The organism is Paenibacillus sp. ISL-20 (assembly GCF_018613005.1).
Taxonomy (GTDB): Bacteria; Bacillota; Bacilli; order Paenibacillales; family Paenibacillaceae; genus Paenibacillus_AQ.
In genome coordinates this window covers 50783-64884 of record NZ_JAGGRD010000064.1, presented here as the reverse complement: position 1 = coordinate 64884, position 14102 = coordinate 50783, and the positions used below count along the sequence as shown (strand labels likewise).

Below are 14102 nucleotides of genomic sequence, written 5' to 3'. Positions count from 1 at the left end.
TATTTTGCAACGAAGCTATATCCTACTGTCTGTTTCCGCTCCAGCTTCTCTTTTGGAGAAGGTAGATCCCGGCAACCAGGATAAACCATACCGGTGTTACAAACAGCGCCACACGTGTATCTTCTGCCAGCCCCAATACCACAAGGACAAAGACCAGAAATGCCAGGATAAAGTAGTTCGAGAACGGATATAACGGCAGCTTGAACGTATTGCGGCTAGCCAGTTCTGGCCGGATACGGCGGTATCTCAGATGGCTGATCACGGTAATTCCCCAAACAAAGATAAAGCAAACGGTCGACACACTTGTAATCAGGGTGAATACGCCCTCCGGCATGACATAGTTCAGAATAATCGCGATCAGGATGACCGTGGTAGAGAAGAACAAGGCATTGGAAGGCACCTTCCTGCCATTCAGACGTCCCAACGAATCAGGAGCGTTACGGTCCTTGGCCATCGAGAAGATCATGCGGCTTGTACTAAAAATGGCACTATTGCACGCGGAAGCCGCAGATGTCAGCACAACGAAATTGACAATTCCGGCTGCTGTCGCAATCCCCACTGCTGCAAATACCTGTACGAACGGGCTTTCGCTTGGTACAATCGCGTCCCACGGGTAAATACTCATAATGATCAGCAGTGCCCCAACATAGAAGATCAGAATCCGAATCGGAATCTGGTTAATCGCCTTAGGAATGACCTTCTCGGGGTTCTCCGTTTCACCGGCCGTTAGACCAACAAGCTCCATGCCTACGAAAGCGAATACGACCATCTGAAAAGATAACAGAAAACCATGAATTCCATGCGGAAACATGCCTCCATGATTCCATAAGTTTGCAAAGCTGGCGGGTCCTTTATCCGTCGAGAAACCCTTGACGATCATAAAAAGTCCGACGAGGATCAGGGCCAGAATCGCCAACACCTTGATCAAGGCAAACCAAAACTCCATTTCACCAAACAGCTTAACCGTCGCCAGATTCATGATCAACAGAATCACCAGAGCGATTAACCCCGGCATCCACTGCGGTACGTGCGGAAACCAGAATTGGGTGTACAACCCGACAGCCGTGATATCCGCCATGGCGATGGAGATCCAGCAAAACCAGTAGGTCCAGCCGGTAATAAAAGCTGCCATATTCCCCAGATAATCACGCACAAAATCAACAAAGGAATGGTACTGCAAATTACTTAATAACAGCTCCCCTAATGCACGCATAATCAGGAACAGCACAATGCCTGTAATAATGTAGGCAAGCAGAATGGATGGTCCTGTCAATTGAATCGTTTTGCCTGCCCCCAGAAACAGGCCCGTACCAATCGCGCCTCCAATGGCCATCAGCTGAACATGCCTGTTTTTCAACCCCGCTTTAACGTTTCTTCCTGCATGGTATTTCATCACTCTCTTTCTGCAATTGCTCTCTAAGTTGCTGACACTTGTACACAACCCATAATATAATAGTCTGACCAGAATACCTATCCTGCATTTCATTTTAGTCTGCATGTCGTGGTGGACTGCAGATTTAATGTAGTGCATGGAAGTGGTGGCTCGGTGAAGATTAGCTGTGAGCGAATAGGGGGTAACAGTGTGATATGTAATCAATGGGGAAGACGCAGGGTTCTGCCTATATGGCTCGCCGCCATTGCGCTTACGGGAAGTCTGCTGGCAGGCTGCAGCGACACAGCGGCTCCACCGCATGAGGAGGCTAAGCCGCCAGCGGCACCGGAAACGAAACAGCCGGATCCGAAAGCGCCCGCAACAATGGAAACAGCGGAGGTGGACGAGCAGCCCTCCGATGTCTATTATGAAATTTTTGTACGCTCATTCTATGATTCCGATGGGGATGGGATCGGTGATTTACAAGGCGTCATTGAGAAGCTGGATTATCTGAATGACGGAAATCCGGACACTACTGACGATCTGGGCGTGACGGGGATTTGGCTGATGCCGATCAATCCTTCGCCAAGCTATCATGGCTATGATGTAACCGACTATCGCTCCATACATCCGGAGTACGGGACGCTTGATGACTTCAAAACGCTGCTTGCTGAAGCCGATAAGCGCGGAATCAAAATTATTATGGATTTGGTAGTCAATCACACCAGCACAGAGCATGCCTGGTTTCAGCAGGCTGCGAAAGACAAGGCTTCGGCTACGCGCGATTGGTACATCTGGGCCGAGGATCAAGGGAGGACTCCTTCGGGAGCCAGCGCGGCAGGCAGCGGCTCGCCTTGGCATGAGATGAACGGGGCCCATTACATGGGCACGTTCTGGGGCGGAATGCCGGACCTGAACTTCGATCATCCCCAGGTCCGCGAGGAGATGAAGGATATCGGGAAGTTCTGGCTGGAGCTCGGTGTCGATGGATTCCGGATCGATGCAGCCAAACATATTTATGAGGATCTGATGTCCGATAAGGGAGAGGCGACAACGGCTAAAAATACAGCATGGTGGCAGGAATTCCGAGCCAGCATGAATGAGGTGAATCCGGACGCTTATATTGTCGGGGAAATTTGGGATAATTCCGCTGCGGTCATTGCGCCGTATCTGGATAACACGTTTGATTCCGGATTCAACTTTAGCCTGGGCGAGAGCATCATCGGTGCTGCGATGAACGAGAAGGATAACAATCTGGCCTTCACCCTGGAGCGGACTTATGGTTTGTTCAGCCAGGTATCAGGCGGCAAGTTTACGGATGCCGCATTCTTGACGAATCATGACATGAACCGTGTCATGTCGCAGTTGAAAGACGATGGGAATCACGCCAAGATGGCCGCTGGCATTCTGCTGACCATGCCGGGCAATCCGTTTATTTATTACGGAGAAGAGATCGGGATGAAGGGAGCGAAGCCGGACGAACAAATCCGCGAGCCGATGATTTGGTCCAATACGGGCAGCGATAAGGGGCAGACGACCTGGGAGCCGCTTAAGTATAACCTGGGCGACCAGGTGCAGGGCGTGGAACAGCAGACGGGAGACCCGGGTTCCCTGCTGTCCCGTTATCGTACGCTGATCCGCTGGCGGAATGATATGCCTGCCCTGAACAGCGGAACGATTGAATCCTATGCTTCCGGCAATGGGCAGGTGATGGCTTATATCCGCCGTACCCAAGACAACAAAGCCCTTGTGGTCCATAACCTGTCAGGCGAAAAGCAGACGGTCGATTTGGCGGCAAAGAGCGGGGAATCGCCATTCCAATCCTTGTCGAAAACAACGGATGATAGGGCGACATTAAACGGCAGCAGCTTAACGCTGCCGCCTTATACGACCGTCATATTGGAGTAGGTCGCAGCTTGTCTATTGCAGTGGAACACCAAAAGACCCCGAGCCCCCTTGGAAGGAGGTGTGCTCGGGGTCTTTTTGACCGTTAGATGCCCTCCGTATGAGCCTGGAAGGCGTAAACGTCTAGGATTGAAACTGCCGTAAATATCTGGCTGTTAGGGAATGCTGGTTCTTCAGCAGATCGGCCGGTTTGCCAGAGAACAGGATATTCCCGCCGTCTTGCCCCGCGCCGGGTCCCATGTCGATGATCCAATCAGCCTGGCTGATGATATCCAGATTATGCTCGATCACAATGACCGTGCTGTTCTGACGGACAAGGCGGTTGATGATAGACATTAGCCGCTCACAATCGGACAGATGGAGCCCGGTCGAGGGTTCGTCCAGCACATAAATTTCACCTTGCTTATCAAGCTCGGCCGCCAGCTTCACCCGCTGCCGTTCCCCTCCCGATAGCGTGCTTAAGGGCTGACCGAGCGTCAAGTAACCGAGTCCAACATGCTGAATGCGCTGAAGCGCGGCCACGATCCCTTGTTCCGTGAAATAATCCATCGCTTCGTCGGTGGTCATGGCGAGCACGTCACTGATGTTTTTACCGCGAAGTTGATAGCGCAGAACGTCATCATGAAAGCGGCGGCCCCGGCAGGCTTCGCAAACGGTAACCAGGCTGTCCATAAAAGCCAGATCCATCGTAATCGTGCCGGAGCCGCTGCACACCGGACAAGCCCCCTTGGCATTAAAGCTGAACAGGGATGGACTTACCCGATTCTCGTCGGCGAACAGCTTGCGGATGGCATCAAAAATGCCGGTAAACGTCGCGATATTGGAGCGGTTGGACGCTTGAATCATGTCCTGATTAATAATGATAGCCTCCGGATAAACGTTCGGCAGCACCTGGTTAATGAGCGTGCTTTTGCCTGACCCGGCAACGCCTGTTACCACCGTTAGCACCCCAGCTGGAATGCTCACAGACACCTGCTTCAGATTGTGAAGGGAGGTGTCCTTTATGTGCAGCCATCCGGCCGGCTCCCGGACCGAGGACTTTAATCGGGCGCGTTGACTCAAATATTTACCTGTCAGTGTGTTGGCGTGCTGCAACCCTTCCGGATCCCCCTCATACACAATCGTACCACCGGCGGTTCCGGCTCGTGGCCCCATATCTACAATATGATCTGCAATCCGGATGACGTCCGGATCATGCTCCACGATGATGACCGTGTTTCCCTTATCCCGAAGCTGTTGCAGCAAGCGGTTCATGTTGTGCACATCGTGCGGATGCAGGCCAATGCTGGGTTCGTCAAAAATATACGTTAAATCCGTCAGGCTGCTCCCCAGTTGGCGTACCATCTTGATGCGCTGGGACTCGCCGCCGGACAGGGTTGCGGTTTCCCGGTCCATCGTCAGGTAACCGATCCCGACCAGAAGCAACTGCTCTAACCGAGTTATGCAGGTTTCCAAGATGGTTGCTGCCGCCGGATTCTCGATCGTCCGCAAAAAAGCGATCAGCTCATTGACCTGCATCCGTGCACAGTCGGCGATGGATGTTCCGTTGATTTTGCAGGAGAGCACCTCCTGATTCAGTCTCCCGCCATGGCATAACGAGCAGGCGGTCTCGGCCACCACTTGTTCGATGGCTTCCCTGTAGGTCCTCACATCCCGTGAATCCTTGCTTAGGAATGTTCGCTCCAATCGGGGAATAATGCCTTCATAATACGAGGTGGGCGGCCATTCCTCCGTAGGGTTCGGCGGTTTAAAGCCGGTTTTGTACAGCAACATATCCCATTCTTCCTCGCTGTAATCCTTCAGCTTCTTATCATTATCAAACAGGCCTGCGGCGACATAACGCTTCCAGCGAAACTCCCCCGGACGGAATGTAGGGAACCGGATGGGGCCTTCATTCAGCGATTTCTCCTTGTCGATCAAGTTATCGATCCGAAAGCTGTTCACTTTGCCCAGTCCCTCGCAGTGGGGGCACATGCCTTGAGGATTGTTAAAGGAAAAGACGTTCGCATATCCGACGAAGGGCCGGCCTATCCGGGAGAATAACAAGCGCAGCAAGGAATGGATATCGGTGATGGTTCCCACGGTTGAACGGGCATTGCCGCCGATTCTTTTCTGATTGACGACGATTGCCACCGACAGGTTCTCAACCGAATCGACCTCCGGCTGCCCGTAATGTGGGAGGCGATGACGGATAAAACTGGAATACGTCTCATTCAGTTGACGCTGGGATTCCGCGGCAATCGTATCAAAGACCAGGGCGGATTTGCCGGAACCGGACACACCGGTGAACACCGTGATTTGTTTTTTGGGAATGGTTAGGCTCACGTTACGCAGGTTTTTGTTTCGGGCACCGTTTACCTTGATGGCCTGTTCCATGTGGTTGCACATCATGAGGGCTCCTTTCTTGTATCGTTTTGACCTGGACACAGCAATAGCATATCTTATAAACATGACAGTTCTTGTCTAGTTATTGAACGTGAGGTGTGTATTATGTCAAAAGCGAAACAGCTTATGGATGTCATCATGTATGTCAATGCCAAAAGGAGTTTTACCGCCCAGGAAGTGGCCGATGAATTCGACGTTTCTGTTCGCACGGCGCACCGGTATCTTACCGAAATCAGCGATATGGGCGTTCCCTTATATACGGAGCAAGGTCGGCACGGGGGATACCGTACATTGAAGAGTCGCGTTCTTCCGCCGATCTTATTCGATGAAGATGAAGTGTTTGCTATATTTTTTGCCTTTCAAGCCTTGAAGCGGTATACCTCGTTACCGTTTGAGCTGAATATCGACTCCGCCTCCCGCAAGCTGCTGGCCGGATTTCCGGAGGATACCAAAATGATGATCAGCCGACTGGAATCGGTGCTGACATTTTGGAGTCCAAACAGAACCGCAGGGTCCCCTTATCTAAAAGATGTCATTGAAGCCGCTCTTCATCAGCAAGTTATACGGATCAGCTATCGTTCCAAATCGGGCACGAGCGACCGGGAAGTGCTGCCGATTGGCGTTTATGCCCAGGATGGTTTATGGTATATGCCCGCGGTGGAGCACGAGAAGGAGGGTGTGCGTGTGTTCCGCATGGACCGGATGGAATCCTTAGCCCTGACCGATAACACCTATGAGGTGGACTTTAGCATGCAAGAATGGCTCGAGGACTATCCCATTCGGGAGCCGGTTCGACTATATGTCGAGCTGACAAGAGAAGGGGCGAGACAGTGCGAGAGCATTGCGTGGCTGGAGAACGAGGTGGTCATGCAAGATGAGCATCAGGGCATTGTGGACACCATCGTAGATCGCAATGATTTTGAATATGTCGCTCAGGTTTTCCTGCGTTTGGGTATGGAGGCGAAAGTCATTGAACCTCCGGAGATCGTTGATATGCTGAGGGAGAAGGCAAGGCAGCTGAGCCTGCATTACGGAGTGGCAGATACATAGTGTCCGAATCCCCTAAGGGCCGTAAGATCAAGTGGCGTAAAGCGTTTGGAGTGAGATTCAGAGAAGGTTGATGAAGGATCAAGGTTGGTCAGCGAACTAGATGCCTGCACGCTTGGTATCCCATGATACAATGACAAATGATGGATTAATGAATACATAAATAGATACTGGAGTTTATTTCTCTTAAAAGATCTAGGGAACCTCTTCACAGGGGAGATGAATTTTGGCACGAGAAAGGAAGATGATCATGAGCGCATGCATTCTATATATCGAGGACGACCGGGAGATCGGCGGGTGGGTCAGTGAATTTCTCAGGGATAAAGGCTATGAGGTTCGGTGGCTGCTGACTGGAGAGAAGGCCGTAGAGGAAGCAGCCCCGTGTGCGGTCGTTGTTCTGGATGTCATGCTGCCGGGTCTTGACGGCTTTACAATCGGGCAGCGTCTCAAGAAGGCCTATCCCGGACTGCCTATCCTGATGCTGTCGGCCCGAACCTCTATTGACGATAAGCTGCAGGGGCTTGAGTTTGCCGATGATTACTTAACGAAGCCTTTTCACCCGGACGAGTTGGCTGCCCGTCTGGAGGTGCTTCTGCGCCGGTCTGTTGTGAAATCGGCGGAGCCTATGAGAGTAAAGCACTTATCCGTATATGAAGCCGAGAATCGGATCGTGAACGAAGATACCGGCGAGGAGACGCTGCTGACCGGCAAGCAGTATCAAATCTTTATGTACCTGCTCCAGCACCAGGGGCGTGTCATGACCAAGGAGCAAATTTACGAATCGGTTTGGGGAGAGTCTTATATCGAGGGGGACAAGACGCTCATGGTCCATATCCGGTATCTGCGCGAAAAACTGGAGCGGGATCCCGCCAGCCCGGAGATTATTGAGACGGTTCGCGGGCTTGGTTATCGGGTGAGAGCATGAGATGGAGAAGGAAGCAGGGCAGGTTCCGCAATTCGCTGACCAACCGCTATCTGCTGCTAATCTCGATGGCGATGATCTTTATGCCGATCATGTTTCCGTTAGCGTCGATTTTTTACTGGTTCGTGAATGATACGTTCTCGGATCGGCCGCCGGCCCCTGTCGGGAAGTATACCAGCGGTGCCGTGTTAGAGAAAATGTGGCATGCGGAAGCAGCCGGATTAAGCGGAGCCTCGCCGAAGATTATTGAGCAGAAGCTGAACTCGATACGGCAGGAGTATCCGGAAATCTCCATGTTCTGGGTGGACGGCAGTAATGAGACCAGGCTGCAGCTGCCTGCACAGTCTAACATTCCCGAGGTATGGAGCGCGCTCTATACCGTGCAGTTTATGAAGAACTCCCTGGATGGCGACCCGTTCACATCCGTTGCTTTTATTGGGGGAGAGGGATCGGGAGAAGGCTTTATGGTCATGCAGCTGCCGAGAAAATATATTAGCGTCCAGCAGCCCATTGCCAGCGAAACGGCGCTGTACGGCCTGTTCATGGCCTTGATGTCCGGACTGTTCATCCTGGTCTCCTGGCTGTTCTTTGTGCGAATCCGCAAGCGGCTGCTGCGACTTCGCTTTGCCATGACGTCTCCTCATATGGTGACAGGCATACCGCAGCCGGTTACCTTAACCAAGCATGACGAGATTGGGCAGCTGGAGGCGGGCTATAACGATATGGTCATCCAATTAGAGGAGGGTCAGCGCCGCCAGCGCGAGGAAGAGGAGCTGCGCAAGTCGCTGATTGCCAATCTGTCTCATGATCTGAGAACCCCCTTGACGGTGATTCGAAGCCATATTTTCTCCATGGAGCGAGAGCCGCTGAGCGAGAAGGGGAAAGCATCGTTGTCACTCATCGAATCGAAAATCGCGGATTTAGGCGGCCTGATCGACAACCTGCTATCCTACAACCTGCTCACCAGCGGCAGAGTGCAGCTGAACATGGAGCCGACCGACGTTCTGCGAATCGTCAAGGAAAGCGCAGCAGCCTGGTACCCCGTATGGGAGAAGGCGGGGATCGAACCCGATATCCAGGTGCGTGACGAGCCGCTAAGCTGGAACGTGGACGTGCTGTGGTTCCGAAGACTTCTCGATAATCTGTTCCAAAATGTCGTCCGCCATGCCAAATCTGGGAAGTACATCGGAATACACACCGAGGAGAGAGAAGGGCTTGAGGGTGTGCTTGTCATTTCGGATCACGGACCGGGAATCGAAAGCGACTCCGGCAACAAAGGAACAGGCATCGGCCTGGCCATCGTGGATCACCTGACAAGGGAAATGGGACTTGGATGCCATGTGGAAAGCTCAGATGAGGGGACGAGGATCCGCATCTGGAAGCGGTGAGGCAGCCAGGATTGCATATGCGGGCGAAGAGTGAGTCCGTTTCTAGCGGGAGTCATTGCAATTTGAATCATTAGGTATACGACAAGGAACCGGAATTTGCCGGTTCCTTTTTTGGTGGCGGAATATACTCAAGCGTGCGTGTTCCGGGACATCTTGAAATGGCTGTCGACCGTATGTGATTTAAAAGTGACGGGGTAAGGCCATTTGTGGTTTAGGGCACGTTGATTTTACGATCAAGTTTAAACGTGAAGTTCCACGTATACACCAGCGGAGGGGACGGAATCGTTGCTGGAGAAGCGAAGCGTTCGCCTTTAAAACCGGGAAACAACCGCTGGGCAAATTCCAGTTTCCCGGTTTTAACAGCGATCGGAAGAACGATCCGGCCACGCAGCGCCTTAGCTGCACGAACTCACTCCTAGCTGCATGATTTGTAGATCTCCCCCAATGAAACAGACGTTTCGAAGAACTTCGAGAGTCGCATAGCTTTTTTAAAGAAAATTTAAACTTCAGGTCGACCGGCATTTAACCTTGGACATGTAGGATTTATACCTGAGGTGATGAACGTGACGGAACTCGTCATTCAAACAAAAGGTTTATATAAAATATACAAAAAACGCGCAGCAGTCGTGGATTTGAACCTGGAGATCGCCCGCGGCGACATTTATGGCTTCCTCGGACCGAATGGTGCCGGGAAAACAACGACCATCCGCATGCTGCTCGGACTCATTCAACCAACGCGTGGTGCGATTCATTTGTTCGGCAAGGATTTGAAAAGCGAAAAAATGAATATTTTGCGCCGGACCGGATCGCTCGTGGAATACCCATCCTATTACGGTCATCTAACAGCCGTAGAGAATCTGGAAGCCATTCGCCGGATTACCGGCGGGCCGAAGTCCCGCATCTCGGAAGTGCTGGAGATCGTCTCCTTGACGAAGGAAGCCAAGCGCCCGGTCAAGGGATACTCCCTTGGGATGAAGCAGCGTCTTGGTATTGCAGCCGCTTTGCTGAACAATCCGGAGCTGCTCATTCTGGACGAGCCGACCAACGGCCTGGATCCATCCGGTATTCATGAAATCCGGGAGCTGATCAAGAATATGCCGCGCCAATACGGGATAACCGTGCTGGTATCCAGTCACCTGCTGGGTGAGGTTGAGCAGATGGCCGATAAAGTCGGCATCATCCGTGAGGGGCGCATGGTGTTCCAGGATACGATCAGCAACCTGGTATCCACGGCGTCCAGCGGCTTCCGACTATCGGTGTCCGAGCCGGAGTTAGCGCTCGGGTTGGCGCTGGACCTGGGCTGTGAAGGAGTTCTGCGTAATCAGATGCTGGAGCTGGAAAGCATGCAGGACGCCAAGATCGCGCTGCTCGTGAAGCGGCTCGTTGAGAATCAGCATGCGGTGTACCGAGTGGAAGAACAGCGAAAGTCGCTCGAGGATATCTTCATGCAGATCGTAGGGGAGGGAAGCCGGGTATGATGTTCCGTGCGCTTTCCGCCGATTGGCTGAAAATCCGGGGCAAAGGCATTTGGTTTCTCGCTGCGCTCGGTCCCATCGGGCTGGCAGCGATGCAAGGGCTGAACTTCGGACTTCGATATGATTACCTGATGAAATCCTACGCGGCCGATCCATGGGGCGGACTGCTGGAGAACGTACTGTTTTTTGTGCCGATTGCCCTCTTTCTTGGGATTACACTGGTCTGCTCGTTGATGGCCAACGTGGAGCATCAGCTGAGCTCGTGGAAACAGCTGCTCGCATTGCCTATTTCCAGAACGGCGGTATTCAGTGCCAAGTTCGTTCAGGCCTTCCTGATTCTATGCGTATCCTGTCTCCTTCTGTCGATCAGTACGGCCGTGCTCGGCATCATACTGGGGATGGGCGCAGATCAAATGCCGTATCTAGATCTGCTGCGCATCGGTTTTGTGCAATTGATTGCTGCGCTTCCCATGCTGGCCTTTCAGCTGTGGCTATCATTGACGCTCAAGAACCAGGGGATCGCGGTCGGAATCGGGATTACCGCCTCCGTTGTATCGATGTTTGCCCTGCAGTTTCCCGATTGGATGCCGCTAAAGTGGCCGCTGCTGGCTTACATGGGCCCGGGAGAAGTCAAGGTCATCGGAGCGGGTTTGCTGCTGGGTGCGGTGATCACGTGTGCCGGCCTGATTCATTTTAACCGAAAGGATGTGGACTAAGATGGCATCCTGTATAAGAGCGGTGTCCGCAGAGTGGCTTAAGCTGTCAAAATCCAAATTGTGGCCGCAGATTTTCCTGTGCGCGATCCTGGTCATGCTGGTGGGCATATTAAATGGAAAGCCTGAGGAGCTGGCACCATGGGAGCATTTAATCAGCATTATGATCATCCTGCATGCGATGCTGCTGCTCCCGATTCTGACGGGGATTTTTAGTGCCATGGTGTGCCGATATGAGCATACGGGCGGGGGTTGGAAGCAGCTGCTCGTCCTGCCGGTTTCACGCGGCGCCGTCTATTTTGCGAAATTCTCGGTGGTAGCCATGCTGCTCGCCGTGGTGCAGTTACTGTTCCTGGGATCCGTCCTGGGAGCCGGTTTGATCCATAAGGTGGAGGCTCCGATTCCGTGGGAAATGCTGCTGCGCTGCGTGCTGGGCGGATGGGTTGCCTGTTTGCCACTGGCCGCGCTGCAGCTTGGAGTCTCCACAGCCTGGAGCAGCTTTGCCGCTCCGCTGGCATTGAATGTGGTTTTTACCATACCGAACATACTGGTGGCCAACTCGCAGACTTATGCCCCTTACTATCCATGGACACAGCCGTTTCTTGCGATGATGCCTGCGGGGCAAGCCGATTTCGGCGCATTCAACCTGCCGTTTGAGAGCCTCATGACCGTCGTGGTTGGCGGGTTTCTCCTGTTCTTTCTCGCGGGCTTCATTTATTTTCAGCGGAAAGAAGTGTAATCCAGAACGAGAAAATTCGGCTATTCCATGCAAAAAGAGCTGCCCCGGGCCCTTACGGCCTGCTGGAGCAGCTCCTTTTTTATATTCCTATGTGTAACGAACCCTTGGTTTCGCTATTGAGGCAATTCTACCCACGTGTATGGCGTGTCAGCTGCCTTTAATCCGTACTCGATAATCGTGATGACAGCAATAGTTTCCGCTGAGTTGACGGCGGGCTTGCCCGATTCGAAGAAGTTCACCAGATTCTCAATGAACAAGGCGAAGAAATTCGAATTGGCGGTGACCTGCTTGAACCCCCCGGCGTCATTCTTTATGCCTAGGGTAAACGGGCAGTTCTCCCCAAGATGATTCACGGTGGCTTGACGTCCATCACCAAAATCGATTAGCAGGGCGGGGGAGTCAGGTGTTCCGATGTACATCACCCTCTTCGGGCTGGCCCCCATCAGGCTGACGATCGGCTCGATCTGATGGATCGAGTAATTGGCGAATCCACCGGGGCCCCAGCTGCTGATGGTTTGGATGTCGCTCCGGTCCAGCTCCGTATATTCGCTCGCAAAACGAAGGGCGGACGTTGAATACATCGGCGTTGCGTGTTTTGCCGCCAGATCAAACAGGCGGATAGCCGTGTCCCGGTCAGGCGCGAACGTTTTATCAATATAGGTTGGCTTGCCGGATTGCAACGGAAGCTGGGACAGCTCTTCATGGAATTCCGGGTTATCCGGGGACAGCACGATCAGGTAATCGCTGCGCTCCACCACGTCTTCGATCGTGGGCAGCAGTTCAATTCCATTCTCCTTGCTCCAGGCTTCGTTAGTGAGCCCGTTCTCTTTGTCTCTTTTGCCATAGGCGTACACGACCTTCATGGCACTTTCCGTAGCCTGTTCAATCCAGCCGGGATATTTATTCGCATGGAATTGGTCCAGATGCAGGTCGATAAATCCGATTTTTTTCATGATAAAAGGTCCTCCCTGGCGTTCGAACTATAGGTTAAAGGCTGTTCTGGGCAACGGGCTGCAGCGAAACTTCTGCGCCTTGGTCGGACGAGTCGTAAATCGCCTGGATGATCTGGGAGGAGAGGATGACCGTATCGATATGCGAAGGCTGCTTCTCCCCGGTTTGAATGCAGCGGATGAATCCGTCGATTTCATTCTGGAACATGCTGCCGAGATTGAATTTCGGCGTAGTCTCGATCAATGCGCCATCCTCCGTGGTATAGAAGGTGAAGTCCGCACCGTACTTCAGCCGGATGCCGCCTTTGTCGCCGAGGAAGTCGATGAACATTTCTTCGGCGCCGATATTTTGCGCCCATGCACCGTTCAGGGAAATGGTTGGGCCTTCGGTGCGGACGAGAGCCGTGACAAAATCGTCGACGTCATACGTGCCATCATATTTCGGCGGACCTGCCCACATTTTGAGGAAGGTGTAATTCTCCATGTCTTTGCCCAGCTTGCAGTAAGCCTGGCCGGAAACGGTCTTCGGTTTCGGATCGCCCGTACAGTACATCACGACATCGAGGAAGTGAACGCCCCAATCGATCAGCGCGCCGCCGCCAGCGATGGCTTTGGTCGTGAAGGCGCCGCCGAGACCCGGGATCGAGCGATGGGAACGGAAGCTGGCATATACGTGGTACAGCTCGCCAAGATCGCCGTTTTGGATCATTTTTCTGATTCTGTTTACGCTTTCATTGTAGCGGTTGACCACCCCGATATTAAGCGTCTTGCCCGTTTCGTGCTGAACCTTCTGCATTTCCAGCGCTTCCGCGTAGGTGCGGGCTGCCGGCTTTTCGCATAATACATGCTTGCCTGCGCGTAAACAATCGATGGCGATGGAGGCATGGACGTCATTCGGCGTACAGATGGATACCGCATCGACCTCAGGATCATTCAGAATTTGTTGGTAATCCTCAATGGCTTGACCGCATTCGTATTTGGCGACGGCGGTTTCGGCCCGGTCCTTCACGATATCGCAAAAGTATTTGATCTCGGCGTCTTCGTTGGCCATATAGGCGGGAATATGGGCACTGTTCGCAATCGTGCCGCAGCCAATCACGGCAATTGTAATTTTGTTCATCGGTTCTCCTCCAAAATCGTGGATTGATGATGCAGGGATTACATGAGCCTGACACTTGATTCTTCGTTCTTGCTTGCCCCGAGTAT

General features: G+C 52.8%; 11 protein-coding genes. 7 read left to right on the top strand and 4 right to left on the bottom strand.

The features are described from left to right. Positions 1 to 22: 22 nt before the first annotated feature. A complete protein-coding gene (locus J7E85_RS29465; RefSeq protein ID WP_215163501.1) occupies positions 23 to 1393 on the bottom strand; it encodes an amino acid permease in 1371 nt (456 codons plus the stop codon). Between the two features lie 189 nt (positions 1394 to 1582). On the opposite strand from J7E85_RS29465, the gene J7E85_RS29460 reads away from it, so the two are divergent. Further along, positions 1583 to 3280, top strand: a complete 1698-nt coding sequence (locus tag J7E85_RS29460) for an alpha-amylase family glycosyl hydrolase (RefSeq protein WP_215163499.1) — start codon at positions 1583 to 1585, stop codon at positions 3278 to 3280. A gap of 120 nt (positions 3281 to 3400) precedes the next feature. Here the strand turns inward: J7E85_RS29460 and J7E85_RS29455 are convergent, their stop codons facing one another. Then, positions 3401 to 5665 (bottom strand): ATP-binding cassette domain-containing protein, encoded by a 2265-nt coding sequence (locus J7E85_RS29455; protein WP_251036135.1) that lies wholly within the window; start codon positions 5663 to 5665, stop codon positions 3401 to 3403. 102 nt (positions 5666 to 5767) lie between these two features. Between J7E85_RS29455 and J7E85_RS29450 the strand changes: the two genes are divergently transcribed. The 6 genes from J7E85_RS29450 to J7E85_RS29425 all read left to right on the top strand — a co-directional run bounded on the left by J7E85_RS29450 (position 5768) and on the right by J7E85_RS29425 (position 11946). Then, entirely contained in the window at positions 5768 to 6712 is a 945-nt protein-coding gene (locus J7E85_RS29450; RefSeq protein ID WP_215163498.1) for a helix-turn-helix transcriptional regulator, read from the top strand. Positions 6713 to 6959: 247 nt separating this feature from the next. Further along, complete coding sequence (locus J7E85_RS29445) at positions 6960 to 7634, top strand: response regulator transcription factor (RefSeq protein ID WP_213646434.1); 675 nt, start codon at positions 6960 to 6962, stop codon at positions 7632 to 7634. After that, a complete protein-coding gene (locus J7E85_RS29440) occupies positions 7631 to 9019 on the top strand; it encodes a sensor histidine kinase (protein WP_215163496.1) in 1389 nt (462 codons plus the stop codon). The genes J7E85_RS29445 and J7E85_RS29440 overlap by 4 nt, the downstream gene beginning before the upstream one ends. 557 nt (positions 9020 to 9576) lie before the next feature. Further along, positions 9577 to 10497, top strand: a complete 921-nt coding sequence (locus tag J7E85_RS29435) for an ABC transporter ATP-binding protein (protein ID WP_251036145.1) — start codon at positions 9577 to 9579, stop codon at positions 10495 to 10497. Beyond that, positions 10494 to 11210 carry an ABC transporter permease gene (locus J7E85_RS29430; protein WP_215163495.1) on the top strand — a complete coding sequence of 239 codons (717 nt, stop codon included), beginning with the start codon at positions 10494 to 10496 and terminating at the stop codon, positions 11208 to 11210. Before J7E85_RS29435 ends, J7E85_RS29430 begins: the two co-directional genes overlap by 4 nt. A gap of 1 nt (position 11211) precedes the next feature. Next, positions 11212 to 11946 carry an ABC transporter permease gene (locus J7E85_RS29425; protein WP_215163493.1) on the top strand — a complete coding sequence of 245 codons (735 nt, stop codon included), beginning with the start codon at positions 11212 to 11214 and terminating at the stop codon, positions 11944 to 11946. A gap of 113 nt (positions 11947 to 12059) precedes the next feature. Here J7E85_RS29425 and J7E85_RS29420 read toward each other — a convergent pair whose 3' ends face one another. Then, positions 12060 to 12899 carry a Gfo/Idh/MocA family oxidoreductase gene (locus tag J7E85_RS29420; protein WP_215163492.1) on the bottom strand — a complete coding sequence of 280 codons (840 nt, stop codon included), beginning with the start codon at positions 12897 to 12899 and terminating at the stop codon, positions 12060 to 12062. Between the two features lie 34 nt (positions 12900 to 12933). After that, positions 12934 to 14016, bottom strand: a complete 1083-nt coding sequence (locus J7E85_RS29415) for a Gfo/Idh/MocA family protein (RefSeq protein ID WP_213646438.1) — start codon at positions 14014 to 14016, stop codon at positions 12934 to 12936. Between the last annotated feature and the right edge of the window lie 86 nt (positions 14017 to 14102).

Excerpts from the sequence above, each read along its gene's own strand:
- J7E85_RS29465 (WP_215163501.1), bottom strand. The coding sequence starts at position 1,393 with ATGAAATACCATGCAGGAAGAAACGTTAAAGCGGGGTTGAAAAACAGG.
- J7E85_RS29455 (WP_251036135.1), bottom strand. The coding sequence starts at position 5,665 with ATGTGCAACCACATGGAACAGGCCATCAAGGTAAACGGTGCCCGAAAC.
- J7E85_RS29450 (WP_215163498.1), top strand. The coding sequence starts at position 5,768 with ATGTCAAAAGCGAAACAGCTTATGGATGTCATCATGTATGTCAATGCC.
- J7E85_RS29445 (WP_213646434.1), top strand. The coding sequence starts at position 6,960 with ATGAGCGCATGCATTCTATATATCGAGGACGACCGGGAGATCGGCGGG.
- J7E85_RS29440 (WP_215163496.1), top strand. The coding sequence starts at position 7,631 with ATGAGATGGAGAAGGAAGCAGGGCAGGTTCCGCAATTCGCTGACCAAC.
- J7E85_RS29435 (WP_251036145.1), top strand. The coding sequence starts at position 9,577 with ATGAACGTGACGGAACTCGTCATTCAAACAAAAGGTTTATATAAAATA.
- J7E85_RS29430 (WP_215163495.1), top strand. The coding sequence starts at position 10,494 with ATGATGTTCCGTGCGCTTTCCGCCGATTGGCTGAAAATCCGGGGCAAA.
- J7E85_RS29425 (WP_215163493.1), top strand. The coding sequence starts at position 11,212 with ATGGCATCCTGTATAAGAGCGGTGTCCGCAGAGTGGCTTAAGCTGTCA.
- J7E85_RS29420 (WP_215163492.1), bottom strand. The coding sequence starts at position 12,899 with ATGAAAAAAATCGGATTTATCGACCTGCATCTGGACCAATTCCATGCG.
- J7E85_RS29415 (WP_213646438.1), bottom strand. The coding sequence starts at position 14,016 with ATGAACAAAATTACAATTGCCGTGATTGGCTGCGGCACGATTGCGAAC.